At 49.3% G+C, this 26,965-nt stretch carries 22 protein-coding genes and 1 tRNA gene; 13 read left to right on the top strand and 10 right to left on the bottom strand.

The features are described from left to right. Positions 1–63 precede the first annotated feature (63 nt). Positions 64–1,095, top strand: coding sequence for an adenosine deaminase (locus tag OXH18_RS22065; protein ID WP_268609634.1), 1,032 nt, complete (start codon positions 64–66; stop codon positions 1,093–1,095). A 270-nt stretch (positions 1,096–1,365) separates the two neighbouring features. Next, positions 1,366–2,448, top strand: coding sequence for a photosystem II q(b) protein (gene psbA, locus OXH18_RS22060; RefSeq protein ID WP_268608835.1), 1,083 nt, complete (start codon positions 1,366–1,368; stop codon positions 2,446–2,448). 126 nt (positions 2,449–2,574) lie between these two features. Here psbA and OXH18_RS22055 read toward each other — a convergent pair whose 3' ends face one another. Beyond that, the gene (locus OXH18_RS22055; protein ID WP_268609633.1) at positions 2,575–3,015 is read right to left on the bottom strand and encodes a hypothetical protein; all 441 of its coding nucleotides are present in this window, start codon (positions 3,013–3,015) and stop codon (positions 2,575–2,577) included. A gap of 198 nt (positions 3,016–3,213) precedes the next feature. Between OXH18_RS22055 and recR the strand changes: the two genes are divergently transcribed. Beyond that, entirely contained in the window at positions 3,214–3,816 is a 603-nt protein-coding gene (recR, locus tag OXH18_RS22050) for a recombination mediator RecR (protein ID WP_268613235.1), read from the top strand. A 66-nt stretch (positions 3,817–3,882) separates the two neighbouring features. On the opposite strand, the gene OXH18_RS22045 is transcribed toward recR, so the two are convergent. After that, on the bottom strand, positions 3,883–4,662 hold the full coding sequence (locus OXH18_RS22045) for an ABC transporter permease (RefSeq protein WP_268609632.1): 780 nt from the start codon (positions 4,660–4,662) through the stop codon (positions 3,883–3,885). 424 nt (positions 4,663–5,086) lie between these two features. On the opposite strand from OXH18_RS22045, the gene OXH18_RS22040 reads away from it, so the two are divergent. The 4 genes from OXH18_RS22040 to OXH18_RS22025 all read left to right on the top strand — a co-directional run bounded on the left by OXH18_RS22040 (position 5,087) and on the right by OXH18_RS22025 (position 9,109). Then, positions 5,087–6,673 carry a B12-binding domain-containing radical SAM protein gene (locus OXH18_RS22040; protein ID WP_268609630.1) on the top strand — a complete coding sequence of 529 codons (1,587 nt, stop codon included), beginning with the start codon at positions 5,087–5,089 and terminating at the stop codon, positions 6,671–6,673. A 214-nt stretch (positions 6,674–6,887) separates the two neighbouring features. Beyond that, the gene (locus OXH18_RS22035; RefSeq protein WP_268609629.1) at positions 6,888–7,856 is read left to right on the top strand and encodes a sodium-dependent bicarbonate transport family permease; all 969 of its coding nucleotides are present in this window, start codon (positions 6,888–6,890) and stop codon (positions 7,854–7,856) included. Between the two features lie 4 nt (positions 7,857–7,860). Next, entirely contained in the window at positions 7,861–8,169 is a 309-nt protein-coding gene (locus tag OXH18_RS22030; protein ID WP_268609628.1) for a P-II family nitrogen regulator, read from the top strand. 217 nt (positions 8,170–8,386) lie between these two features. After that, the gene (locus tag OXH18_RS22025) at positions 8,387–9,109 is read left to right on the top strand and encodes a carbonic anhydrase (protein ID WP_268609627.1); all 723 of its coding nucleotides are present in this window, start codon (positions 8,387–8,389) and stop codon (positions 9,107–9,109) included. A gap of 28 nt (positions 9,110–9,137) precedes the next feature. Here the strand turns inward: OXH18_RS22025 and sbcD are convergent, their stop codons facing one another. Continuing rightward, positions 9,138–10,463 (bottom strand): exonuclease subunit SbcD, encoded by a 1,326-nt coding sequence (sbcD, locus tag OXH18_RS22020; protein WP_268609625.1) that lies wholly within the window; start codon positions 10,461–10,463, stop codon positions 9,138–9,140. 195 nt (positions 10,464–10,658) lie between these two features. Between sbcD and OXH18_RS22015 the strand changes: the two genes are divergently transcribed. Further along, the gene (locus tag OXH18_RS22015; protein ID WP_268613234.1) at positions 10,659–11,306 is read left to right on the top strand and encodes a class I SAM-dependent methyltransferase; all 648 of its coding nucleotides are present in this window, start codon (positions 10,659–10,661) and stop codon (positions 11,304–11,306) included. On the opposite strand, the gene OXH18_RS22010 is transcribed toward OXH18_RS22015, so the two are convergent. The 5 genes from OXH18_RS22010 to OXH18_RS21990 all read right to left on the bottom strand — a co-directional run bounded on the left by OXH18_RS22010 (position 11,284) and on the right by OXH18_RS21990 (position 17,610). Beyond that, positions 11,284–12,417: a TIGR03364 family FAD-dependent oxidoreductase gene (locus OXH18_RS22010; protein ID WP_268609624.1), complete on the bottom strand. Its 1,134-nt coding sequence runs from the start codon at positions 12,415–12,417 to the stop codon at positions 11,284–11,286. The two genes, OXH18_RS22015 and OXH18_RS22010, sit on opposite strands and share 23 nt — an antisense overlap. Positions 12,418–12,471: 54 nt before the next feature. After that, positions 12,472–13,212 carry an HAD family hydrolase gene (locus tag OXH18_RS22005; RefSeq protein WP_268609623.1) on the bottom strand — a complete coding sequence of 247 codons (741 nt, stop codon included), beginning with the start codon at positions 13,210–13,212 and terminating at the stop codon, positions 12,472–12,474. 83 nt (positions 13,213–13,295) lie between these two features. Beyond that, positions 13,296–15,077: a putative 2-aminoethylphosphonate ABC transporter permease subunit gene (locus OXH18_RS22000; RefSeq protein ID WP_268609622.1), complete on the bottom strand. Its 1,782-nt coding sequence runs from the start codon at positions 15,075–15,077 to the stop codon at positions 13,296–13,298. 6 nt (positions 15,078–15,083) lie between these two features. After that, entirely contained in the window at positions 15,084–16,277 is a 1,194-nt protein-coding gene (locus OXH18_RS21995; RefSeq protein WP_268609621.1) for a putative 2-aminoethylphosphonate ABC transporter ATP-binding protein, read from the bottom strand. Between the two features lie 190 nt (positions 16,278–16,467). Continuing rightward, positions 16,468–17,610 carry a putative 2-aminoethylphosphonate ABC transporter substrate-binding protein gene (locus tag OXH18_RS21990; protein WP_268609620.1) on the bottom strand — a complete coding sequence of 381 codons (1,143 nt, stop codon included), beginning with the start codon at positions 17,608–17,610 and terminating at the stop codon, positions 16,468–16,470. A gap of 262 nt (positions 17,611–17,872) precedes the next feature. Between OXH18_RS21990 and OXH18_RS21985 the strand changes: the two genes are divergently transcribed. Further along, complete coding sequence (locus tag OXH18_RS21985) at positions 17,873–19,579, top strand: transglutaminase-like domain-containing protein (RefSeq protein WP_268609619.1); 1,707 nt, start codon at positions 17,873–17,875, stop codon at positions 19,577–19,579. A 48-nt stretch (positions 19,580–19,627) separates the two neighbouring features. On the opposite strand, the gene OXH18_RS21980 is transcribed toward OXH18_RS21985, so the two are convergent. After that, positions 19,628–21,331 (bottom strand): RluA family pseudouridine synthase, encoded by a 1,704-nt coding sequence (locus OXH18_RS21980; RefSeq protein WP_268609617.1) that lies wholly within the window; start codon positions 21,329–21,331, stop codon positions 19,628–19,630. A 221-nt stretch (positions 21,332–21,552) separates the two neighbouring features. Then, a tRNA-Val gene (locus tag OXH18_RS21975) sits at positions 21,553–21,625 on the bottom strand. A 165-nt stretch (positions 21,626–21,790) separates the two neighbouring features. Between OXH18_RS21975 and OXH18_RS21970 the strand changes: the two genes are divergently transcribed. The 4 genes from OXH18_RS21970 (at position 21,791) to OXH18_RS21955 (ending at position 26,944) form a co-directional block, all read left to right on the top strand. Continuing rightward, positions 21,791–22,360 carry a metal-binding protein gene (locus OXH18_RS21970; protein WP_268609615.1) on the top strand — a complete coding sequence of 190 codons (570 nt, stop codon included), beginning with the start codon at positions 21,791–21,793 and terminating at the stop codon, positions 22,358–22,360. Positions 22,361–22,371: 11 nt separating this feature from the next. Beyond that, positions 22,372–23,100, top strand: a complete 729-nt coding sequence (locus OXH18_RS21965; RefSeq protein ID WP_268609614.1) for a precorrin-2 C(20)-methyltransferase — start codon at positions 22,372–22,374, stop codon at positions 23,098–23,100. A gap of 501 nt (positions 23,101–23,601) precedes the next feature. Beyond that, positions 23,602–25,254, top strand: a complete 1,653-nt coding sequence (locus OXH18_RS21960) for a hypothetical protein (protein WP_268609613.1) — start codon at positions 23,602–23,604, stop codon at positions 25,252–25,254. Positions 25,255–25,573: 319 nt separating this feature from the next. Further along, entirely contained in the window at positions 25,574–26,944 is a 1,371-nt protein-coding gene (locus tag OXH18_RS21955; RefSeq protein ID WP_268609612.1) for an NAD-dependent succinate-semialdehyde dehydrogenase, read from the top strand. Positions 26,945–26,965 lie beyond the last annotated feature (21 nt).

Below are 26,965 nucleotides of genomic sequence, written 5' to 3'. Positions count from 1 at the left end.
AACGACTTGTTAACAAATAGACACACTGCATAAACAGCTAAACAATACATCAACGAGGTTCTTATGGCTTTATACGCAGAGTTGCATCGGCATCTGGGTGGGTCTGTTGTACCCAGAGTTTTATGGCGCTACTTTCAGCGCAATCAACCCGATTTGGCCCAACCGTTTGACCATTACGAAGCGTTCGAGGATTTCTACACTCGCCCTCGTAATACCCTAGATGAATATCTTGAATTACATACCCTTGTTGAAAAAGTACAAACCGATGAGACTCTTCCGTATTTCATCTATCGGTTAATGCGAGGAGCTTATGTTTTTGAGAATCTTGCCTACCTTGAACTAAGATACACCCCCTATCTCAGAACACCTGACCACCTAAGTCAGTTAGAACGAATCGATCGCATGGCTGATATTGTTGAAGTCGTGGGCAAGGCTAGCCAGATGATCGAATATCCGATCGTGACTAGCCAAATTCTCTGTATGCATTCCCGGTTGCCCTACGAAGTGAATAAGGCGATCGTGGAATTGGCCGCCCAAATGAAACCGTATGTCTGTGGGATTGATATTGCCGGTGGAGACGGTCACTATCGGGAACGACTCGATGAATACATTCACCTTTACAGTTACGCTCGATCGCTAGGATTGAATACAACCGGACATTTGTATGAAACTACCGCAGGCTGCTACCCAGAATTACTGCCCTATCTCATGCGCATCGGTCACGGTATTCAAATTCCGCTACTGCATCCAGAACTTTTGCCACAGCTAGCCAGACAGGGGCAATGCTTGGAAGTTTGTCCTACTACTTACCTTAAAACTGGAACCTTGGAAAGCATTCAGCAGTTAAAGGTAGTGTTCGATCGCTGCTTTGAAGCCGGAGTCGATATTGCCATCTGCACTGATAACGCTGGGCTGCACAATGTTCGCTTGCCGTTTGAATATGAGAACTTGCTAACCCACGACATTATTGGCTTCGAGCAACTGCAAGCTTGCCAAGAAGCGGCTTTTCGTCATGCTTTTGCCTGGAAACACGAGCAGCGTCCAGAATCTATTCTGAATGACATCTTGCGTCCAGAATTAAATCTCGTCGGCTGAAAAAACTATCCCATAGCAAAGTTCTAGCTCAAATTAACTTGTAAGAGGCGGCTACAACCGCTTCTTTTTTTCAGATTCTTTGTCTTGTCCGCCTCAAAAACTTTCACTTGAGAAAATTATTCGCTCACAATTTTATTTATGTAATGAAATTAAAAATGAGTTTTTGCTCTCAGTCTTGTTTACAAAAATCAATAAACATACTAAGATAACAATCATGGTAAGTTCATTGACCTACCTCAAATTGTTAACTATCAAGCACTCATAGGAACCATGACAACAGCATTACAGACGCGCGAACGCGCCAGTGTGTGGGAGCGGTTCTGCAACTGGGTGACCAGCACCGACAACCGCCTGTACGTAGGCTGGTTCGGCGTACTGATGATCCCCACCCTGCTAGCTGCTACCACCTGCTTCATCATCGCCTTCATCGCGGCTCCTCCGGTAGACATCGACGGCATCCGCGAACCCGTGGCAGGGTCGTTGATGTACGGCAACAACATCATCTCTGGTGCAGTGGTGCCGTCATCGAACGCCATCGGCTTGCACTTCTACCCGATCTGGGAAGCAGCCTCTCTCGACGAGTGGCTCTACAACGGCGGACCGTACCAGTTGGTGGTGTTCCACTTCTTGATTGGCGTGTTCTGCTACATGGGACGGGAGTGGGAGTTGAGCTACCGCCTGGGCATGCGTCCGTGGATTTGCGTGGCATACTCGGCTCCAGTAGCAGCGGCGACAGCCGTGTTCTTGATCTACCCGATTGGGCAAGGGTCATTTTCAGACGGCATGCCCTTGGGCATCAGCGGCACGTTCAACTTCATGTTCGTGTTCCAGGCTGAGCACAACATTCTGATGCACCCGTTCCACATGCTGGGGGTTGCTGGGGTGTTCGGCGGCAGCTTGTTCAGCGCCATGCACGGGTCGTTGGTGACCTCCTCGCTGGTGCGTGAGACGACCGAGAACGAGAGCCAGAACTATGGCTACAAGTTTGGGCAGGAAGAAGAGACCTACAACATCGTGGCAGCGCACGGGTACTTTGGTCGGCTGATTTTCCAGTATGCCAGCTTCAACAACTCGCGGAGCTTGCACTTCTTCTTGGGTGCGTGGCCGGTAGTTGGCATTTGGTTCACGGCGTTGGGCATCAGCACGATGGCGTTCAACCTGAACGGGTTCAACTTCAACCAGAGCATCATCGATTCGCAGGGGCGTGTGGTGAGCACGTGGGCGGACATTCTCAACCGTGCGAACTTGGGGATGGAAGTGATGCACGAGCGTAATGCGCACAACTTCCCGCTGGACTTGGCGGCGGGTGAGGCGGCTCCGGTAGCGCTGTCGACTCCTCAAATCAACGGTTAGTTGATGGTTCGTGACGGGTGAGTGGCTAGCGCGGTTAGTGTCTAGTCCTCCGCAATAAGGCACTCCCAAAAGGGGGTGCTTTTTAGTAGGTCTATTGACTCGGTAAAGGTCTTGGTCGTTTACTGGCTAATTGCTGAAGCAAACTTGAAGCGACCCAAAATTATCTTCGAGGGCTAAGTCATCATCGTTAATTCGCATCGCCACATTACTAATAGGCTGTGAGAGAGTTTGCGGTTCATTCAACCAACTGTAGGGTGAACCAGGCGCACCAATGAGCAACGCACCCAGTGGAACTGTTGCATCGTACTTAAATCCGCTGTAGTCTTCTTCAATGATATCGGTATGTCCACCTGGACCCACTCGCCCGAAGTTTAAGACATCAGCAGTCCACTCTCCTCGAATACTTACGACACGGCTGTAGGTATTTGAAAGCTGAAGATATTGCCATCCGCGTTTAGCATCGACGCTGTAGCAAGCTGTACCTATACGTTGACGGCGGGCATGGCTAGGAGCGCTGAGCAACACGGTTGCCGTTAGGATCAATGCACAAGACTTGAGGAGTTTCATGATGTTTGCGTACTTGAGCGAGGCACTATTTCAGTAATATCTTTTCAAGGTAATACCTAAAACTCCGGGGCAATGGCAAGAAAAAGTTAGCTTCTTAACCAAATTCTTGCAGGAATCGCACTGTCACCTGCATCACGTTAATTTGCTAGCACTCGCTATGATGGAGATTGAGTTCGATAACACGATCGAGGGGGAGATCTGACAGTTTACACGCGCCCATTAGCACGATTGATTGAGCAGTTACAGCGGCTACCAGGAGTGGGGCCTAAAACGGCTCAGCGTCTTGCTCTGCATATTCTGAAACGTCCAGAAGCCGACGCTCAAGCCCTTGCTCAAGCGATTTTAGAAGCTAAGCAACAAGTGGGAGTTTGTTCAGTTTGTTTTCACCTATCAGCTGAACCAGTCTGCGAAATTTGCCGCGCCACGAACCGAGAGCCACATGTGATTTGTGTCGTTGCTGATTCGCGGGACGTAATTGCCCTAGAAAAAACCCGCGAGTATCGAGGCAAGTATCATGTCCTAGGTGGCTTGATTTCTCCAATGGATGGCATTGGCCCAGATCAACTTAACATTGCTCAGTTGGTGCGACGAGTCAGCAAACAAGACATCAAGGAAGTAATTCTTGCCATTAGCCCTAGTGTTGAGGGTGAAACCACTACGCTTTATGTAGGACAGTTGCTCAAGCCCTTTACCAAAGTTACTCGTATTGCCTTCGGGCTACCAATGGGAGGCGATCTGGAATACGCCGATGAGGTGACGCTAGCCCGGGCACTAGAGGGACGACGTGAACTAGATTTGTGAAATACACAACACTGTGAGCAATGCCTTAAAGTGTCTGATGGGCGAAAACGGAGGCATTGCTAGAGGTTAATGAGGAATAAATTGTGCAGCCTGATTGAAAAATTGGCGGTAGATGCCTTGAACCAGCAGCATGGTAGTACCAAGAGTCGCAATCGCCAAAATAAACATAATTAGCATCTGGTAAATAGCCGCATCGAGGGGATTGATGCCGCTGAGAATTTGTCCAGTAATAATGCCAGGGAGCGTTACAATGCCAACCACCATCATGGAATTGAGGGTTGGAATCAGTCCTGCTTTGATCGCTTCTCGGCGATAGGCAGCCGTCGCTTGTCTGGGGGTAGCGCCCAAGCTGAGATGGGTTTCGATCTCTAAGCGGCTGGCATTTAAGGTACTCACCAAGCGCTCTCCACCGATCGCCGCTGCATTCATAGCGTTGCCTAAAATAATTCCTGCTAGTGGCACAAGGTATTGTGGTTGAAACCAGGGATCGGGTTGTAGAACCAGCAGGATGACGTAGCTGAGGGTGAGGGCTGTGCCAATCAGAATGGAACCGCCTACAATCGGCAGCAGTCGGGGTACTTTTTGGCTGATGCGGTTGCGCGCCACGATCGCCGCAATGACAGCCATGATACCGATAATACCGATTACAGCCCAGGGTGTATTTAAGGCAAACACAAAGTCCAAAATGTAACCAATGGCTAGTAGTTGAATCACGGTACGAAACGTTGCCACCGCCAGATTCCATTCCAGCCCCAATTGTTGCCAAGCTGAAAGCCCGATCGCAATGCCCATCAGACCAAGCGCCCAGCCAAATTGAATCAAATCAATCTCAATTAGGTCATTCACAAGCAATCACATGAGTAACTTAGGAAAGTGGTATTCAGCAAAGCTGAACCTGCCCTTATTTTTGAGCATTGGCTATACACACAGAAAGCATTGGCACAAATCTAGAATTATTGCCAACGATCGCGGTTTGTTCAAAGCTGGTAAGATTGCGAATTCTTCAGTAGTTTTTATCCATTCTGCACGTTCCACATAAACCACGCACTTCACCCGTGAAAAAACCAGCCATCCACAAAAACAAATAGTCAAGAGTCAAGAAAATTGAAGATGAGTTTAAAAAACAGTAGAAAACTTAATAGAGTCAAGAATTATGAAACAATGTTGAACTTATAGGTGGAATTGCAAGAGATTAGCAAATAAATCATCGCGATTTTTGATGTCGCGAGCTGAATATTCTTTTTGACAATCTCTCGCCCCCGGAGTTCCTATGAAAGCGTTACTCCTTTGGCCAATCATGCCAAATTCTTTCTGGTCTTACCAGGAAACCTTGGATGTGGCAGGGTTACGGGCTACCAATCCGCCGCTTGGGTTAATCACCGTAGCTGCCATGTTACCCACTAGTTGGGAGGTCCGATTCGCCGATCGCAATGTGCAGTTTGAAACCGATGCAGATTGGCAGTGGTGTGATCTGGTAATCATCTCGGCCATGATTATTCAAAAGCAAGACTTCTGTGATTTGATTCAGAAAGGTGTGGCGTTGGGCAAAAAAGTAGCCGTGGGCGGTCCCTATCCCACCTCTGTGCCTGAAGTGGCGCTGAATGCTGGGGCACACTATCTGATTCTAGATGAAGGTGAATGCACGATTCCCCTATTCCTGGAAGCGTTAGAGCGAGGCGATGAAACGGGTGTGTTTCGATCGATCGAAAAACCCGATGTGACGCAAACGCCCATTCCTCGCTTTGACCTGTTGAATCTGGATGCCTATTTGGCTATTACGGTGCAATTCTCTCGTGGCTGTCCGTTTCAGTGCGAATTTTGTGACATTATCAATCTCTACGGTCGCAAGCCCCGTACCAAAACCCCAGAACAAATGCTGGCAGAGTTTGAGGTGCTCTACCGTATGGGATGGCGGCGCTACGTGTTTGTCGTTGACGACAATTTTATCGGCAATAAGCGCAATGCCAAAGTTTTCCTACGCGCATTAATTCCCTGGATGCAGCAGCACGATTATCCCTTTATTCTGCTGACTGAAGCATCGCTTAATTTAGCAGAGGATGATGAACTGCTGGATTTGATGGTGCAGGCGGGCTTCACCATGGTGTTTATGGGGATTGAAACTCCTGATGTTGACAGTTTGACGGTAGCGCACAAAGAACAAAATACACGCCATTCGTTGATGGAGTCCTGCCACAAAATTACCCGAGCCGGGCTGCAAATTATGTCTGGGTTTATTTTAGGATTTGACGGCGAGAAACCCGGAGCCGGACGGCGAATTCAGGAATTTGTCGAAGAAACTGGAATTTCCAAAGCCCATCTCAATCTGCTACAAGCGTTGCCGAATACTGCGATGTGGCAACGCCTGAAACAAGAAGGGCGCTTGCAAGATTTCATTAGCGCTGGGTCGCAAACATCGCTGATGAATTTTGTGCCCACTCGTCCGCTCGAAGAAATTGTCACGGAATTTATCGAGACATTCTGGAACTTGTATGAGCCATTGCCCTACTTGAAACGCACGTTTCACCACATTCAGCTAATGACAGGGAAACGGCCTTGGCGGAAGCCGCGCCTGACTCATCACGAACTGCGGCTATTTTTGACCATTTGTTGGCGACAGGGAGTCGTGCGATCGACTCGTTTCCGCTTTTGGTGGCAACTGGCGATCATTGCCTTGACAAAACCCCAACTGCTCTATGACTACATTGTGACGTTAGGAGCCGGAGAACACTTCTTCACGTTCCGACACGAGGTTAAGAACCAGCTAGAAACCCAATTGCAGGCGCTGCGAACAGCCCGATCCCACGAAGCTGACTTGGCTTCACCGTCGGCCACGACGGTTTACGCCAATGTAAATTAACTTAATACAACGAAATGCAATAACAGGACGCCACAATCAGCGGTTGAACCTGATGAATTGGACGTTTCCTAAGCGTATGATTCCGTTGATGTCATTTGATTGACACCGGGTAAAGCAACAGGACACGATACATCATGGTTCAATCGCTATATCTGTTTTTCACAATGCAACGTTTCGCAAACCTTCGACTTTCGCAGCCTCAGGGGGGACGGACATGGATGGCAGCTTGATCGTATCCAATATCCTGAACCCACCCGTTCTATTTTTCTTTTTAGGGATGACGGCTGTTCTAGTCAAATCTGATTTAGAAATCCCTGCACCCATTCCAAAACTCTTTTCCCTGTATCTATTGCTGGCGATCGGATTCAAAGGCGGCGTAGAACTGGTGAAAAGCGGCGTGACGCAAGAAGTGCTTCTCACCCTGCTAGCAGCAATGCTGATGGCTTGCATTGTGCCGCTCTACACCTTTTTTATTCTGAAAATCAAGTTAGATACCTATGATGCAGCGGCGATCGCCGCCACATACGGGTCAATTAGTGCTGTCACCTTCATTACAGCCAGTGCTTTTCTGACAGAACTGAATATTGATTTCGATGGCTACATGGTTGCTGCTTTAGCATTAATGGAGTCACCTGCTATTATCGTCGGGTTGATTTTAGTCAATCTCTTCACAGTTGATGAAAAGCGTGAATTTGCTTGGTCGGAAGTGCTGCAAGAAGCCTTCCTCAACAGTTCTGTATTTCTGTTGGTTGGCAGCCTCCTAATCGGTATGTTAACAGGCGAGCATGGCTGGCAAGTGTTAGAACCTTTCACACAAGGTATGTTCTATGGGGTGCTCACCTTCTTTTTGCTGGACATGGGTTTGGTTGCTGCCCGCAGACTTAAAGACTTACAAAAAACCGGTGTTTTTCTAATCTCGTTTGCCATACTAATTCCTATACTCAATGCAGGCATTGGGTTGCTCATCGCTCGATTCATCAACATGCCCCAAGGAGACGCACTCTTGTTCTCTGTTTTATGTGCCAGTGCTTCTTATATTGCTGTTCCAGCCGCGATGCGGTTAACAGTGCCTGAAGCGAATCCTAGCCTGTACGTTTCCACGGCTCTAGCGGTAACGTTCCCATTCAACATCATTGTGGGAATTCCGCTGTACTTATACGGAATCAACCTGTTGTGGAGGTAAGCCCATGCATCTTGTGAAAAAAATTGAAATCATTGCCAACTCCTTCGAGCTTGGCAAGATTTTAGATAGCTTGGATAAATCAGGGGTTCATGGACATGCTGTCATTCGCAATGTGGCTGGTAAAGGCTTACGGGCTGGCGAAGATTTAGATATGACTATGCTCGACAATGTTTATATCATTGCTTTCTGTATGCCTGAGCAGATTAAGGCGGTGGTGGAAAACGTTCGCCCTTTGCTCAACAAATTTGGTGGTACTTGTTATATCTCGGATGTGATGGAGATTCGATCGGTAAAGTGTGTGGCGTCGCTCTGAATAAAAGTGAATCAGAGAAGGATGGGGAATGGTAAGGGGTAATCGGTAATTGGTGATTGGTGAAAGGAAATCAGTGAGGTACGAGGGTTTCGGCGGCGATCGAAACTCACTGTTCTAGCGCTCTTTTATTCAATTCTTTTTATCACTCATTACCCACTACCTCTCAATTTTTGTATTTTTGACATCTCTATTTCTTGAAAAATCGAGTCATAAAGTCATGAACTATATCAATCATTTCATTCACCGTCGTGATTTTTTAAAGATTGGATCGATCGGCGCATTTGGGTTCGCGACGACTGTGAGTGGTTGGCTGTGGCAACAAAAATCAGCACAGGCGGCTGATTTATCGGCGATCGGCCTGCCGTCCCTTAGCCCGGATGAAGCCTTGCAAAAGCTGATGGCAGGCAATCAACGGTTTGCCCAACATCATCCCCAACATCCGGATCAAACGGAGGTGCGGGTGCGAGAAGTGGCACAGGCGCAACATCCCTTTGCAACTGTCTTGAGTTGTGCTGACTCGCGGGTCTCGGCTGAGATTGTCTTTGATCAGGGCATTGGTGATATTTTTGATGTGCGGATTGCGGGTAATATTGCCACTTCGGCGGCGATCGGCAGTATTGAATATGCGGTGGCACTGCTAGAAACTCCGCTGTTGATGGTGCTAGGGCACGAGCGTTGTGGGGCTGTGACGGCAGCGGTGCAGAACCAACCTCTCCCTGGTGAAATTGGCACGTTTGTGAAGGCGATTTTGCCAGCGGTAGATCGCGTTAAAGATCAGCCAGGCGATGCGATAGATAATGCAGTAACAGCCAATGTGCGCTATCAGATGGAACAATTACAGCGATCGTCCCTCGTTAGTGAGCGGATACAGTCAGGTCAGTTGAAACTGGTGGGCGGGCGCTATGATCTCGATAGCGGAATAGTGACGCTCGTGGCTTGATGAATGGAGGGCTGGCAGGGCAGGGCAGCTACAGTAGCCGCAGTTGAGACGGTTCGGTCTCCGATGTTGGCGCGACCTCGGCAAAATCAAGGCTCTGCTGCCACTCGTCCCATTCTGGTTGGGCGAAGCATTCGCTGTCTGCCTGATGGGTTAACAGCGCTTGAGCCGCTTCCATCATTTCGATCGCAATATCCGACAGGTGGGGCTGATTAGTAATGTAGGTTTTCAGGGCTTCCATCGGGTCGATCGTGGTGCCTGTGCCCATTTCCGGCAAGCGAGGCCGTGCCAGTTGACTAACCAATTCCGCATGAATGGTGTAAGTATGAGCCATACTGAGAGCTTGATGCAGCCCGTTGCTATCAATCTGATCTAGCTGCTCCGATCGCACGTGATAGATTAGCCGCACCACTGCTTCTTGAATGGGTTCTGCCGCGATCGCTTTCACTAGCGCTGCTTGTGGATCTTCTGCTTCAGACACATCGACGCGAATGGTACGAAAGGGGCGCACCGATAACGGACAGAATTCCAGCTTGGTGTGGCCGCGATCGACTTCGACCAATACAAACCCTTTTTCTTCGGCTTCTTCGCTGAAATCAACTCGCTCGATACTGCCAGGGTATACCACGTAGGGATGCTCTGCCAAAATCTGATGGCGATGCACATGCCCCAACGCCACATAGTCAAAACAGGGACGAGTGAGCAGCGACAGGGGAACGGTGAAGCCTTTACCAACGGCCAGAAATCGTTCGGCTCCAAAGCGGGCAGTATCAGTCATTAGGTGGGCCAGCAACACCGTGGGAATGGCTGGATCGAGGCGACGAATTTCCCCTTCTAACGCCACCCGCAACCGATCGACTAACAACTGATTGACTTCGCCCAACGATAGCCCTTCAGTGTCAGGACGGGTCAACAGCGTCGATCGAGTTAACCATGGCAGGGTAATAATTTGAATGTCGCCGTTGCGGGTTTGAATGCGATGTGTTTGCAGTCGATCGCCCACGACAAAACCCGGCACGCCCAAAGTGCGATAAATACACAAACTGGCCCCTCCTAACCCCTGCGAGTGCTGATCGTGATTGCCCACCAGCAGCACCGTAGGAATCTGGGCATCCACCAAGCGACGAAACTGCATGGCGAAGACCTCTTGGACGATCGGCGGTGGCGTGGCATCAGGGAAAGCATCTCCTCCGAATAACACTAAATCCACAGGTTCAAACAGGGCCCGATCGATGCACTGGCCGAGGGTATGGGCAAAGTCTTCTAGCCGAGTATTGAGTCCTGTCTCTGGATTGATCCGCCCATGAGAAAAGCCGCTACCCATGTGAATATCGGAAAGATGAAGAATTTTAATCATGGGACTCCCTACCTCAACCTGTAGCGATCGTGATCCGTTAGACTCATGTGCACATTCTACTTTTCTCAGTCTGACAGCAAATTGATAGAAAATTCTTTACCAGCAGGGTGGAGTGGCTTGATCACCGTTGGCGGACCAGGTCAGCTTAATATTTCGCAACTTTTATCTACACTAGAAGAGTAGGAAGATGCTGTGATCATGCTAGAACCTATTCAACGCACCAAACTTGATGAAACCGACGATACACTGTTCTACGATATGCCGCGATTTGTCACGCATGTCGATGAACTGTTCATTCAGCAACTAACTGATCTATACCGAGAACGCCTCAAGCCCAACACTCGCATCTTTGACCTGATGAGCAGTTGGGTATCTCACCTGCCAGACGAGATGGAGTTTGAGCACGTGGAAGGACACGGACTCAACGAAGAAGAACTGGCCCGCAATCCTCGTTTGGATCATTACTTTGTACAAAATCTGAACCAAATGCAGTTGTTGCCGTTGCCCGATCGATCGTTTGATGCGGTGCTCAATACCGTTTCAGTGCAGTATCTTCAGCGGGCTGAAGCGGTGTTTGCCGAAATCTATCGCATCCTGAAACCGGGTGGGATTGCAATCGTGAGTTTTTCCAATCGGATGTTTTATCAAAAAGCGATTCAGGCGTGGCGTGATGGCTCTGAGGGCGATCGGGTGGAATTGGTGAAGCGCTATTTTGCGGCGGTGCCTGGCTTCAGCGAACCGGAAGTGATTGCGCGACCTTCGACTCTGCCACGTGTGCTGCAATTGATGGGACTGGCGGGGGGCGATCCGTTTTATGCGGTCATTGCTGAGCGATTGCCGTAATGCAGTTCTCTTCTGCTAGTCCAAATGAAAGCGTCATTCCGGCTCCGCCCAGCGCATTGACAATCGTCACTTTCTCGTCGGGGTGCAGGATCAGTTCAGTCTGTCCGGGGAGTTTGGCATAGACGCCGTGCCAAGTGGCGGCAATCTCAAAAGAGGGAACATCAGCGAACCCTTTCAGATACTCCAACACATACTGATTAATGTCGGTGCGATCGAACGGATCTGGACTTAACCCATACTCATGGGAATCACCAATAATTAACTCGCCCTGTGCGTTTTGCGACATCATGACATGAATGCCCCACTGTGGGAAGTGCGGTGTTTCGTTAGCAATCCGTTCCTTGAGGGCGGGCAACGAGGGACAATGCGCAAAGGAGCTATAGTGCGTTAGCGTCAGTCCACCGCAGAGAGCCGCTCCTAAGCGCCACCCATGGGATTGGGGAACCGATCGCATCATTTGCAGCTTTACCTTGGTGATGCCGCTGGTGGCGTAAAGTTCAGGGTACAGTGTTTCAAAATCGGCTCCACTGCAAACCACCATGCGATCGCCCGTCCAGTGCTCCCCACCTGCTGTCACTGTTCCATTCTCAATGGCTGTAACCGCTGTGCCAAAGTGGAACTGAACGCTGTAGGTGTCTGACAGGTAAGCCGGCAATTTGGCGATCGCTTCTCTGGGATCGACAATCACTTCGGTGGCACTCCACAGCGCTCCTAGCAACCCGTCTTTAATGACGGCTGGACTTTTTTCGATTGCTTGAGCGGGTGTAAGCAACTGCACCGATGTAGGATTTGGATGACTCGCTACAAATTCTTCCAACACCGCCAGTTCATCGGTACGACGCGCCACATGCAGCGAACCGGACTCTTGCGCATGAATGCCTGCTTTGGAACTTACCTCTAGCCAAATGTCTCTAGATTTCAACGCTCGATTGTAGAGAGTTCCCTGCGGTTGCCCGATCGGCCAAACCATGCCGAAGTTACGGATCGATGCGCCCATTGCTTGCGGATTGCGTTCAAACACTACGACCGATTGTCCGCGTTTGGCAAAGGCTAGGGCGTGGGCTAAGCCGACAATACCAGCACCGACAATTAGAACATCTGCGTGAGTCATGGCAGGAGGAGAGTGGGGAAGAGGGAGTAGGGAGGAATGATAAAGATTTTTGCTTTATAGAAGATGATGGTCGATCGCTATGATTTTATCCTTTAGTTCGTTCAAAGAATCTAGTACTCCGTGATTGGCATAGTTCTTTAGTTGTGAGCGGGTGTGAGTTCCGTGGGTGATGCCCAAGGACATGAGGCAGTGAGCATTGATACCGGCTTCTAAATCAGAGGGAGTATCGCCAATCGTGATTACGGTTTGCGGATCTTTGATACCAAGTTTGTACATCGCTTTCTGAATCATGTAGGGAGCGGGACGACCTTCCTGGTTGTAAATTTCGGAAGGTGTAACGGAAACTTGGATGATGGCATCGGAGGAACCTACGTAATCGCTATTTAATCCCTGGTTCCACCCTAAACGAGACAGAATAATATCCGTCACTTTCCGATAAAATCCGGTGTTTAAGCCGATCGCGATCGATTGCGATCGTAACCACTCAAAAAGTTCCAGACAGCCTGCGGTGGGGTGAACTGGCTGAGTTTGATAGTGATGTTCCAGGGCATGGCGAAAGGCAGCGTAGGAAGTCTCGACGTGAGTTGCATAGTCTGGATGATCGGCTCCAATTTGATCGCGCCACAGGATTTGAAAGACTTGCTTTTTAGCCCAGCCCATCATGGCATTAACGCGATCGGCTTCAGCCGTTAATCCTGTTTTGTCTGCTGCAATAAAGAAGCAGGTTTGCACTTCGTTGTCGTCTTTTACGGTTGTGCCTGCCATGTCAAACATGACCAGTTTCACCTTGGACATTCGATCGCTCCTATGTCTAGATTTAGACTAAATTTGAGGGTTGTAATCAAAAGGTTGAATCGAAGAGTTGAATCAAAGAGCGTCTAACGCTGCAACCACGCTTGACTGCGGGTTCTCAAACTACGAGTGGTAATGGAATACAACAGGCGCACACCGAGACTAGTCAATACCACTAGCGTAGACATAGCTGCAGCCGCAGCAGTATCCCCGGCATCATCCATGTTGACAATCGCTACGGCCGCCATCGGTAGAGTGGGTGGGTAGAGAAAAATCAAGGCAGAGACTGTCACCATGGTGTTGACGAAAAAGTAAATACCAATTTCCAAAATGGCAGGCAGCGACAGCGGCACAGTCACACGCCAGAAGGTTTTGTAGAAGGGAACGCGCATGGAGGCAGAAACGGCTTCAAACTCTGGATCAATCTGCTTCAGGGCAGTATTGGCAGTCAGAAAACATACGGTATAAAAGTGAATGATATGCACTATCACCAACAGCGCCATTGTGCCGTAAAGACCATTAAAGGGATTGTAGATGGCTATACCTGTGAACGGAATTCTCCAAATTGGTTGATTGAAGAAGAAGACATAGGAAATTCCTAATACCAATCCAGGAAGTGCTAGAGGAATGGTCGAGAGAAAATAGTTAACCGATCGCAACCACGATAATCCTTTACTTTTTTCAATCAAGTAAGCCGTTGTAAAGACAACGATCGTGCCAAACAGGGCAGTATACAGCGACATGCGAATGCTATTCCAGAAAGCTGCATAGCCACCACCCCCAACCCGATTGAAATCATAGTTGCGTAAGCTGAGGGTGAAATCATAGGGCCAAATTCGCACCACCGACGCCAGAATTACACTGGCAAATACAATAATTGTAAATAAAACAATCAGTGAACATATAACCAACATCGCCCGATCGATGACTGGGTTCGGTTTGGGTTGCAAGGGAACGGACTTAGCGCTGACCAATGCTGTTTGTCGCCGTTGTACCAGGCGATCGATGACAAAGGCGATAATACTGGGAATCAATAACAACACGCTAATTGTTGCGCCCATGGCAAAGTTTTGTTGTCCCACAACTTGTTTGTAGATATCCGTTGCTAGGACATTAAAGTTACCGCCAACCACCTTGGGAACACCGAAGTCTGTAAATGCCAAAATGAAGCAAATAAAAATGGCGCTAATCAGTCCATATTTAACGCTAGGTAACGTCACGGTGAAGAAGGTGCGAAGCGAAGATGTTCCTAACACTTCTGCCGCTTCATACAGTCGCGCATCAGTTAAGCTCAAGGCTGTGACTAGAATAATCACCGCTTGCGGGAAACAGTAAAGCGACTCACCGATGATGATGCCGTTGGCTCCATAGAGATTGATATCCCATCCAGGCAATCGCCCAAACAGTCCGGTTGTCACCAGTCCTTGATTGCCAAACAGGTACACCAATCCAATTGCATTGGCTAGCGGTGGAATGTAAAGGGAGAGCAATCCCAACGATCGAAACCACGGCTTGCCGGGCATGGCCGTTCGGGTCAGCGCATAGGCAAACAGAAAGCCCAATCCTACTGAAACGATCGTGGTAGCGGCAGCAATATACAAACTGTTGGCAAAGGATGCACCGAGGGCGGGAGTGGTGAAATAGCGAACATAGTTGGCTAAACCAATCCAGTTTCCTTCTCGATCGCGAAAGCTACGCATCACCAGAGGAAATAACGGCAATACCACCCCAATCAGTAACCAGACAGTTCCCAATATCAACAGTAACCGCCGCAACCAATCTTCAGCGGTGACAATCTGCTGTTGCTTGGGAAAAATTTGATCGAGGGTCGATCGCCACCACGATTTACGGGCAGGCGTAACAGTCATGCGTTCTCACTCCTCTGGAAACACTTGAATCAACTCTGGCGGAAACTGCATCGTTAACTGTGCCTGGGGACTAAGATTCAGTTGTCGCGCTTCATGGGAGGAAATTTCTACCACCACCGGTTCTTTGGCATCGCCATCTGGATGCAACAACACGCGATAGCCAGAGCCAAGAAATTCAAATTCCTGCACTTCAGCCATCACAGTATTGGGCATCGTTGAATCAGACACAGCAGGCACAATCCGGACATCTTCCGGACGCACTGCTACGATCGCTCTGGCATTCACTGGCAGATCATTATTGGGCGCATCGAGAACAATATTGCCGCAACGAATTCGCTTTTCGGACACCACCGCTCCTTTGAGGAAATTCATCACCCCAATGAAATTGGCTACAAACGGCGTGTGGGGATGTTGATAGATGGCGTGCGGCGTTCCCACCTGAGCAATGATACCGCGATCCATAACCACGACGCGATCGGCCATGGCCAGCGCTTCCGCTTGATCATGCGTCACCATCACTGTGGTAATACCCAGCCGCTTTTGCAATTGTGCAATTTCCGTCCGCAACTTCACCCGCACCTTGGCATCCAGTGCCGACAGCGGTTCATCCAGTAACAGCAATCCCGGTGACAGGGCCAATGCCCGCGCCAACGCCACCCGCTGCTGCTGTCCACCGGACATCTGCGCCGGATATTTGTTGTTAAACCCGCTCAAGCCCACCATCTCCAGCAGTTCATTCACCCGTGCATTGATTTGATCCTTGGGTTGTTTGGTATTTTGCAGACCATAGGCTACATTTTGAGCCGCCGTTAGATTGGGAAATAGCGCATAGGATTGAAACACGATGCCAAAATCTCGCTTCGAGGGCGGCAACTGCGACACATCCTGCCCATTCTGAATCACCCGTCCTCGCGTTTGTTGTTCCAATCCAGCGATGATGCGCAACAGCGTCGTTTTTCCGCAGCCACTTGGCCCCAGCAAACAAACAAACTCGCCCGGATACACAGTTAGATAAATATCGCGTAACGCCACAAACGACCCAAATTCCTTGTGAACATTCTCAATTCGCAGATAGGGTTGAGTCTCACGTTGCGCCACCGCACCTGGGGCTAATTCAGCCGTCGATCGCGGTGTTTGTGGCGATGTGTGCCCAGTGATATTTTGCCCAGTGACGATCGCCCGTTGCTCTGGAGCAGCCATAGTCAGTTCCTCGTTGGGGGTTGGTAGTGGGAAGGTGGGGAGTGGGGAGTCGGAGGAAAGGCGAAAGGCGAAAAGGAAGTCCCGCATTTTACCGCTATGGCCCGGTGAGTTAGGATCGAATCGATCGCCTAAAACAGGCTAGTAGCCGCCCCTTTCCTTCCGCCTTTTCCTACACCGTTCATCCTTTCTCTCACCCTTCCTTCGGTTCAGACTTGGAGTCGTAGCGTCGGGTCCATTCTTCCAAAATCCGATCGCGGTTTTCGGCGGCCCAGTTCAGGTCGTTTTCAATCAGTTGGGCTTCGGGGTCAGCAGGAAAGCCATCGGGAACGGGCACGCTGGTTTTGACGGCGGTGATGCCGAAGTTTTGTGCATATTTTTCCGATACGGGTTCACTGATAGCCCAATCCAGAAAGGCTCGTGCCTCTGGCTTGATCGAGGTTTTCTTTACCAGCGCATTGGCTTCCACGTCCCAGCCTGATCCTTCCTTAGGAAATACAGCGGCGATCGGCTCTCCGTCGTTTTTCTGCTTCACAGCCCGATAGTCAAAGGAAATGCCGATCGGATATTCGCCTGCTCCAGCGGCTTTACAGGGTTTGGAACCAGAGTGCATATACTGCGCAATGTTTTGATGCAGCGCATCCAGGTATTGCCAACCCGCTTCTTCTCCCTTCAGTTGCAAAATTGCGGAGACTGACAAAAATCCCGTTCCCGAAGAGGCCGGATTGGACATGACGATTTGTCCCTGGTATTCTGGCTTGATTAAATCATCCCAGGATTGCGGAATTGCCAGCCCTTTTCGTTCAGATTCAACCGTGTTGACGCAAAAGGCTGAACTCCAGACATCGATGCCGACCCAATGCGGCGGAGTGCGATCGTCGCGAAATCGAGGTCTGACTTTCTCTAACCCAGCCGGAGCATACGGCTCCAACATACCCTGCTGATCGGCCACCAATAAACTGGAAGCGGCTAACCCCCACACCACATCGGCTTGCGGATTGTCCTTTTCAGCCAACAGTTTTGCCGTCACAATGCCCGTAGAATCGCGAACAATGTTCACTGTGGTATTGGGATTCTGTTCGTTCCAAGACGATAAATAGTCCTTGATTTGATCGTCTTCCAGAGCCGTATAAACGGTAAGAGTAGATGTACCGCCGCTAGCGCCTGTTGAGGTGGAATCAGCTTGTTCAATAGCCGCTTGATCGGCAATACAAGCAGCTGTGAACAGGGTGACTGCCAAGGCAGAGACAAATAGAGAGCCTAACTTTAATGATTTCCGAAATGATTTCCGATCGCCTAGTTTTTGTCTTAAATAGGAGTTCAATCGACGCAGCATAAGACCCGCCCATAGAATTCACGAAAATTCTAGGCGGAGGGGATGATCGGCAGAATAACCGGAAATTAAGCGACTATTAAGGTTGCTGCCTGTTTTGTCATAAGTTTAGTTAAGTTAATCAGCAACTAGACGCACTGTATTCAGCCCATGATATCAATTCCCTCTCTAAAGAGTCATCCTCTGCATAAGGTTTCTCTGGTACAGTAGCGGATCAATGAGATGTTTATGATGGTCAGACTTGCATCCATCTGTTCTGTTATTTATGCTACTTGAATCTAACCTGTCTTCCGGGCAGACCGTAACACCCTATACGTCTAAACTAGATTTGCAGCGCCGAACCATTCGTCCGTTTGGAGTCTACATGCTGCGAGGGCTAGCTTCTACAGGCGATCGGCTCCTAGCATTGGATTCCATTCGCGGCTACCTCTTGCAAGTAGACTGCACCAACGACAACACGATGGTGCTCAATCCTCGTGCTACTCAAAAATTGATGGACGCTACAGGGCTGGCAGTCTGGGAAAATCAGATTTGGTTTGCCAGGGATGACTCGGTGTATTGGTGTACGTTTGAAGAGTTTACGCCTCGGTTATTCGTGACGCTGCCCTATGAGGTGAATGGTGTGGCAGTATGGCAATCAACCGTGTATGTCACTTGTCAAAAAGCAGGCTATATTCTAATCTTCGATCGCGCCTCCGGCAACCGCATCACGCAGTTTTACCTGCCGGGGGTCGGTGCTGAAAACTTGACGATTCGCGGGGAAGAACTGTGGATTTGTGACGATGTTGAACGATCTGTGTATTGCATGGATCGGGCCACTGGGGAAGTACGCTTCAGTGTCTTAACCCCCTATGAATCGCCTTCCGGGTTGGCTTTCCACACCGATTCGCAAACTGGCAGCGAACTTCTCTACGTTTGCTATGCCAGTGAGGAAATGTACATTCGCGATGATCCAAACAATCCTGAAGATCCCTATGAGCTAACCTCTCGCGATCGAACTTTTATTCATCCATTGCATTACTACTATGACGAAACCGCCCGTTATACCCTTTCTAACGGTTATCTTTTAGAAATGTCATATGTCGAGGAGATATCTCCCCTAGAAGAAGTTCCGCTTACCAATCTCGAATGGCGCATTTCCCTGCCAGTGAATACCGATCGGCAAACAGTGCTACAAGTAGAACCGATCGGGCGGCCCTACACCGAAGAAATTCAAGAAGGACAGCGCGTAGCTGTGTTTCGTTTTGACAAGCTAGCCCCCCAGGAAGGTCAAATCTTTGGCTGGAAAGCCTTGATGGAAGTGCGCGGCATTAAATATCAACTGACCTACCGCGATACTGAAACCTTGCCGCCGCTCTCTCAAGAATTTCAGCGGCGCTATCTCGTCGATGATGATGATTTAGCGATGGATACACCCATGATTCGCAGTGCGGCCCGTGAGGCAATTGGAACGGAAACCAACATCCTGCGCAAAATTCTTAAAATTCGCAACTATGTTTATGATCGCATGTCCTACGGCATCAAGCCCCACATTGATACACCCGATGTAGCGCTCGATCGGGGGATTGGCTCCTGTGGCGAATATGTCGGGATTTTGCTAGCGCTGGCTCGACTCAATGGCATTGCCTGTCGTACCGTTGGACGCTACAAATGCCCTCCTGATCCCGATCGACGTGGCGTGCCGTTACAACCCGACTTCAACCATGTTTGGATTGAGTTTTATATTCCTGGTTTTGGCTGGGTGCCAATGGAATCTAACGTGGATGACGTGGTAGAAGGCGGCCCCTATCCTACTCGATTTTTCATGGGCTTGCCCTGGTTTCATGCTGAAATTGGTAAAGGCATTCCCTTTGAAAAAATTACCGCCCCCGATTTACCTGAAGACATTTCGATCGGTGATCTAGCACTGAATCATATTCGATTCACCATTCTAGAGGAATTGCCACCACCGGGAGCCAAACCGAGTGAATGATTGGCTTAAGATGCTAGTAGAAGCATGATGAAGGATGAGAACGGTACTCTAAAAAGCTGCTGTGAAAGGCACTTCAGCCTGTAGATGTAGGGAGTGATTAAGGTAGGGATGTTGAAAACACAGTTCCCTTGCGTGCAGATATAGCCGATCGACCGCCGCCTGACAGCCGTATAACCGATCGCCTACGATGGGGATACCTAGCCCTTCGACTGCATGAACCCGCAACTGGTGGGTGCGTCCAGTAAAGGGACGAAATTCAAGACGGGTGTAATGGCTGTGGCGGTCGATGACTTGAAATTCAGTAAAGCTGGGCTTGCCGTGCTGCCAGTTAACTTGCTGTCGAGGGCGATCGGTAGGATTGCCCCAAAGGGGTAGCGCAATCATGCCGCGATCGGGCTGAACAACACCACCGAGAACAGCTTCGTAGCGTTTGTCCACCTGGCGCTGTTGAAATTGTTGGCCGAGGTGGCGATGGGCGTCATCTGTGCGAGCTACCAATAAAATGCCGGAAGTGGCTTGATCGAGACGATGCACTGGGCGCAGCAGACCTGAGTGAGTTTGCTGTAAGCGGCTGAGGACACTGTCTTGACGATCGGCATAGCGACCCGGCACAGCCAACAGCCCGGCGGGTTTGTTGACGGCAATCAGCCATTCATCTTGGTAGAGAATCGATAGCGCCGAAGTTGTAGAATGACTAGAGGAATCAGGAGGATCGAATGGTTTAGAGCGGCGAGATGCTCCCGATAGCAAAAATCCCATCAGTGGCTGGCAGCGTTCAGGGCAAGCACCATAGAATTCGCCGGGCTGTTTGTCGCCATTGGGGGAAGCAGGGCCATACCAAAATTCGGCTAGGGCGATCGGTTGCAGGTGATGGATAGCGGCATAGTGCAGCAGTTTGGGTGCACAGCAGTCCCCGGTCCCAGTAGGCATTCTGCCTTGAATCACTTGTTCTAGCGATAGGGTTTCTCCAGCGAAATTGGTCAGGCAATAGGCGCGCTGCAACTGAGCTTGAAGCTGTTGCGACAAATATTTTCGCTGTTGTTTCAAAGCTTGCATGCGGGCATCAGCTTGATCAATCATCTGCTTCAACGATTGGAGTGGTGCCATTTGCTGCTGTTTCCAGTGGCGTTGCTCGATGCCATCGCGTCGGCTTTGTTCATTGAGTTGTTCTAAAGCTGTCAACAACTCTTCGCCTATTACACTCTTTTTAAGTAATTGCCGCTGATGCTGGCGTTCTTGCTTCCGTTCTCGATAATAGTGCGATCGATGGTGAAGTTGTTGATGGAATGTTTGTAGTAGCCATTGGTATTGCTGGCGTTCTGGAATTTGTTGCAATGCTAACAATTCTTGTTTGATGACTTCGAGTTGGGTAATCGTCCAGGCTTCCTCGACGGCAACTTGGTCTCGTCCAGCGATTGGTGTTACCCACCCCTCTACGCTATCTTGACCATTCAACAACCCAGAGAAGGCTTTTAGAACTCGTAGTTCGCCAGATGGTAACTGAACCAGTAATACACCATACATTTTTCCTTCTTGCTGAAACCGATTGTCGTTAGCAAGTTGCTGCATCAATCGCTGTGCGATCGTTTCCACAAACGCAGTACGAGGCAAGCGCAACTGTTCTCTTTGCTTAGGACAAACCCCTTCATACCAATAAGTTGGTGAACTGTGAAGCGGACGATCGGTCTGGCAATTATCCCAGCGATCGTCTATCCAACCAAATGCCGACAGGGGATGCAAGACATTGTCCATTGGCTTGATACAAGAGGGAAGAATTGTTTATGTGCTAATTCTCAATACTAAGTCTTAACAGGAACAGTGGTACTGCTGTCCGGATGTAGGGGCATTAGAACAAAACTGTCCGTTCACCGCGTATAAGCGTGCACTACGGGCACTGCCTTGCCGTCTTCATTTACACTGACTTTGGTGCTGGCATAGATCTGGCAACACTACAGTAACACCGTAGTACTATATGGGCAGTACTGGACTCGAACCAGTGACATCCTGCTTGTAAGGCAGGCGCTCTACCAACTGAGCTAACCGCCCGGGGAGAGTACGTATCCCGCACGGTTTTTAATCATAGCAAACTTTTTTCAGATCTGCACATTTTGTTCAAAATCAAGAGGGATTCGATCGCAGGTACTAAATCTGTCCAAAAATGGTATATCTGGAGGCGAAGTACCCCTAGATTTTGAAGCTGAACGGTTGCTTATGCCTTCTGGTCGCACACACGATCGCATTACTCTCTGGCTCCTCCCGGTCGTGGCAGGGCTAGTTGCGGCTGTAACTCAGCAGGGCTACTTAACGCTAATTGTCTGTGCGGGTTTTTTGTTGGGTGGGTTGATGCTGGGTCCTGATCTCGATACCCATTCGATCCACTACAGGCGCTGGGGTTGGTTACGGTGGATTTGGTTGCCCTATCGCAACAGTATGAGGCATCGATCGTTGTGGTCACACAGCCCATTAGTCGGCACAACTATTCGGGTTCTGTACTTGATGGTCTGGCTAAGCATTTTTAGCTTAGTTGGTGTCGCGACAGTCAATGAACTGGGACAACTCGGACTCAGTTGGATTGAGATCGGTAACTTTTGGAGCCAACTGTTTCAGCACTATCAACGTGAAGCCATCATGCTATTTTTAGGCTTGGAACTGGGAGCCTTTAGCCACTACACCGCCGATTGGTTCGTTTCAACTAAAAAGCGCATGCGATCGCACGGTTGGCAAGCCGCTTTTTCCCGTCCTAAGCAACGTCATCGAGGTCGTCAATCGCGGAAACGATAAGAGGACTACTAATGATGCATTCTTGGGGAAAACTCTATGGCATTGGAGCAGGACCTGGCGATCCTGAACTCATTACTGTGAAGGGGTTACGGTTGCTGCAACAGGTACCCGTAGTCGCGTTTCCGGCTGGGGTAGGGGGGAAACTGGGCATGGCTCATCAAATTGTGTCACCTTGGTTGCGATCGGCACAAGTTCAGCTACCACTGGTTTTTCCCTTTGTGCAAGATGAGGCGGTTTTAAGTCAAGCGTGGCGATCGGCGGCAGAACAGGTCTGGCACTATTTGAAACAGGGACAAGACGTGGCGTTTGTATCTGAAGGAGATGTGAGTTTCTATAGCACGTTCACCTATCTAGCACAAACGCTATTGGAAATTGATACTCAGATTGAGATTGAAACGATTCCAGGAATTTGTTCACCCATGGCGGCAGCAGCGGCCTTAGGAATTCCATTGACCATTCGTGCGCAACGGCTGGTTATATTGCCTGCACTGTATAGCATGGCAGTATTAGAGTCTGCTTTGACCAGCGCCGACGTGGTGGTATTGATGAAGGTTAGTTCCGTCTATCAACAAGTTTGGTCTATATTACAGCAGTATCAACTTTTGCGTCATAGTTATGTAGTGGTGCGCGCCACCTTACCAGATCAACTTATCTATGCAGATTTGAGCGATCGATCGAATTTACAATTACCTTACTTTTCGCTTTTAATTGTGCAATCATACTCCCCCTTGAACCAATGAAAATCTTTGAGAACCTTCTAGTATCCATATCGGCTTTTCAGCTACAAACTGCTGCGCTGTGAAGCAGAAGACACAAAATCTACAGATTGAATGAGTATCTGACCTGAGTGTTGACTGATTTTTTAATGATTTTTTAAAGAAAAATCGTTAATACTCGTCCTATTCCTTGGAAATAGCCAGGAATTATGATATTGTTTTCGTGGCTTAAAGCACTGAATAAGCTGGGCAGCAATTTGAGTCATATTGGCAACTGCCGAAGCTCTAATTGTTAACTGACAAGACTCCTCAAAGCCTGACTCTTCTATAGATTGCAAGACAGTAGTCAACTCATGGAATGCTAGCGAGTACTGGACTGACGCTATTGAACCTAGCCTACAACACTGGTTTATTAGTTAATCAAGTCTAGAACTCAGTGAGGCTATTTTGATTTGTTGTTTCATGAGAATTACTTTTACCTCGGTAGCTTTGTGCACCAAGTAGAGAAAAGATTTGAATTCAACCATGGTATCTGTATCAAAAGTAACGGCGAATAATTTTCAAGTTAAGCCTCAACTCAAGGCTGTTGAGCAAGCTAGTCAAGCAAATTTAATTGGTAGACAAGTTTGGAAACACCTCAATAACCGATCGATCAAGCCGCTGTGGTTATACAGCAGCAGTATTTTGTCGATTGCGATCGCCATTTCAGGTTCGCCTGTGCGTGCAGAAGGGCAATTCTCTGAATTATCACCTCTTCAAAGTACAACGGTTGAACTGGACACTTCACACAGTTTAGAGGCTGCATCAGATTTGTCTCCAGCTTTGTCTTCGATCGGCATACAGACTGAAAGCTTGGATGCGCTTGCTTCTGCGCAGGAACTGCACACCACATCAAGAAACTTCTCAGTTCCGTCGGCAGCAGATCTGGAGGCGTGGGTAGACGCCGCCCCATCATTCAATGTGTTCTCTTTGCAGCAGGATCACGCATCATCTAAGCGCTCGATCGAGTTCATTCAGCCGCTTCCATCCTTTGACGGGATCGAACTCAGTTCTTCACGCTATTCAATTACAGGCAATGAGTTCGCACGTGGCTCTACTGATGAGTTTGCCGATAGAGAGATTGAGACTACACCAATTGAAACTACAGAGCATCCGGCTCAAGCTGATCTGTTAGCTCAAGAGGATTCCACTTCCCCCCCTTCAGAAGCTGTATCTCCATCAGTATCCACTAATCGCTGGCAGTTTTCAGTAGAGCCTTATCTCTTCGTTCCCCTAGATGTTGAGGCTGACGTGACCGTGGCTGGACGGAGAACCTCGATCGATTTTGGATTAGATGATATTTTGAACCTCGATCGGGCGTTTGATGGAGGCTTACGTCTGCAAGCCCAGCGCGATCGATGGAGATTCATCTTGGATGGTTTCTACCTTTATGCTAGCGACAGTGGCAGGTTAGGGGGAACGTTTTCTGCTGGCAGTCTTCTACAGTTTGTTCGCCAGGTGGCTCCTCAACGAGTGGAACAATTTACCCAACGGTTTGACCCTGTCAGCGTTGAGCGATTTATTATTCAACGGTTTGGTCCCGAGCGAATTCAGCAGATTGTACAAGGGGGAGGACAGTTCGGTCTCAATACCCCTGTCCGAGTTACGGCGGATGGTCGGGTATCGGTTCGGCAAATCACGGTGGATGCAGCAGTTTCCTATCGAGTCATTGATGTATCTTTAGATGATTCGGACGAAGAGACAAATTTTTATCCACGTCTGGTAATTGCGCCAATCGTAGGTGTGCGCACCAATTCCTTAAGACAAACGATTGAAGTTGATACTGTCCGCATTGATGGCATTTCCATTCCAGACAACCGGCTACCGACCATCAATCGGGAGTTTCGTGTCTCCAGAACTCTGGTTGAGCCGTTGCTTGGTGCTGAGATTGGGCTGGCTTTGTCCGATCGATGGGCGCTTAATTTGCGGGGAGATGTGTCTGGATTTAACATTGGCGCCGATCGAAACTTGACCTGGAATTTGCTAGCCGGGGCCCAATATCGCCTATCTCGCCTTGCGTCGCTTCAGCTTGCCTATCGTTTCAACAGTTTCGATTTTGAAGATGGAGAAGGACTAAGACGAACTCAACTCAATCTAGATCAAGATGGACTTTGGCTAAGCGCCATTTTTCAGTTCTGATGAGTAGCAAGGTTTTCTAGTCCTCGTCGCTCTGTTTCATGAACAAACGCTGAGATTTATGAGTCTGTGTAACAAAGTGACAAACAGCGACCCGCTTCAACCACTAGAATGGGGGCGATAGGGTGGCTTAATAAGGTTGAACAGCTATCGATACAGACCAGTTGAACTAGACCACCCTAGTAGTCAGGACTAGGTGCCGTAGGGCTTGCCTGCCGAAGGTTGAATCGAAGGCTGAGTTGGACTTAGTTCTTGTGCCACTTCGGAGGTCTTCCCTGCTATTCTTAGCCCTCGCTTGTGAACAGGAGGGAAAACAAAAAACATGGCTATTGCCACGATTAACCCGGCGACGGGAGAAATCATCAAGGAGTTTGAGCCGTTGACGGAGGCGGCCATTGCCCAGAAAATCGAGCTTGCCCAACGAACGTTCGAGTCGTATCGCTACACCTCAATGGAACAACGGGCAGCCTGGTTAACCGCAGCGGCTGACCTTCTAGATGCCAACAAAGAAACTTATGGCAAGTTGATGACCCTGGAGATGGGAAAGCCGATCGCCGCCGCCATCGCCGAAGTGGAAAAGTGCGCGTGGGTGTGCCGCTTTTACGCAGAACATGCAGCGGAGTTTCTGCAAGACACGCTGATCGAGACGGATGCCAGTCACAGTTTCGTGCATTACCAGCCGCTAGGTATTATATTAGCCGTGATGCCGTGGAATTTTCCATTTTGGCAAGTATTTCGGTTTGCGGCTCCGGCCTTGATGTCCGGTAATGTGGGGCTGCTCAAACATGCGTCGAATGTCCCTCAGTCGGCGCTGGCGATCGAGGAAATTTTAACCAAGGCTGGGTTTCCGGAGGGTGCGTTTCAAACCTTGTTGATTGGGTCCGATCGCGTGGCACCAATTATTGCAGATGATCGCGTCAAGGCTGCCACCCTGACAGGTAGTGAAGCTGCTGGTGCTAGTTTGGCCAGTGCAGCCGGCAAGCAACTTAAAAAAACGGTGCTGGAATTGGGCGGCAGCGATCCGTTTATTGTGCTAGACAGTGCTGATTTGGAAGCGGCCGTCTCTACAGCGGTAACGGCGCGGATGCTCAACAACGGACAATCGTGCATTGCCGCTAAGCGCTTTATTGTGCAGGAATCGATCGCCGCTGCGTTTGCCGAAAAGATGACGGCTCAGTTTGCCGCGCTGAAGGTGGGCGATCCGATGCACCCAGACACCAACGTGGGCCCGTTAGCAACTCCCACCATTCTCAAAGATTTGGATGCTCAGGTACAAGCCTGTGTAGCACAAGGCGCTAGAGTCTTGATTGGGGGACAGCCCCTTGCTGAATTTCCCTCTGCGAACTACTACCCTCCTACAATCCTGACCGACTTGCCGCTCGGTTGTCCCGCCTATCACGAAGAGTTCTTCGGGCCGGTGGCGCTGCTGTTTCAAGTTCCCGATCTGAATGCAGCGATCGAGTTAGCGAACAGTACCCCGTTTGGATTGGGAGCCAGCGCTTGGACGCAAATTGATCAGGAGCGCGATCGACTCATTCATGAACTAGAAGCTGGGGCCGTGTTCATCAACGGGCTAGTCAAGTCCGATCCTCGAATGCCGTTTGGCGGAATTAAGCGTTCCGGGTACGGGCGCGAACTTGGCGCTGAAGGGATTCGCGAATTCGTCAACATTAAAACAGTGTGGGTGAAGTAATCAAGGAGATAAAAAGGAAAT

This window comes from Thermocoleostomius sinensis A174 (assembly GCF_026802175.1).
GTDB classification, from domain to species: Bacteria; Cyanobacteriota; Cyanobacteriia; order Elainellales; family Elainellaceae; genus Thermocoleostomius; species Thermocoleostomius sinensis.
This window is presented reverse-complemented; position numbering and strand designations above follow the sequence as displayed.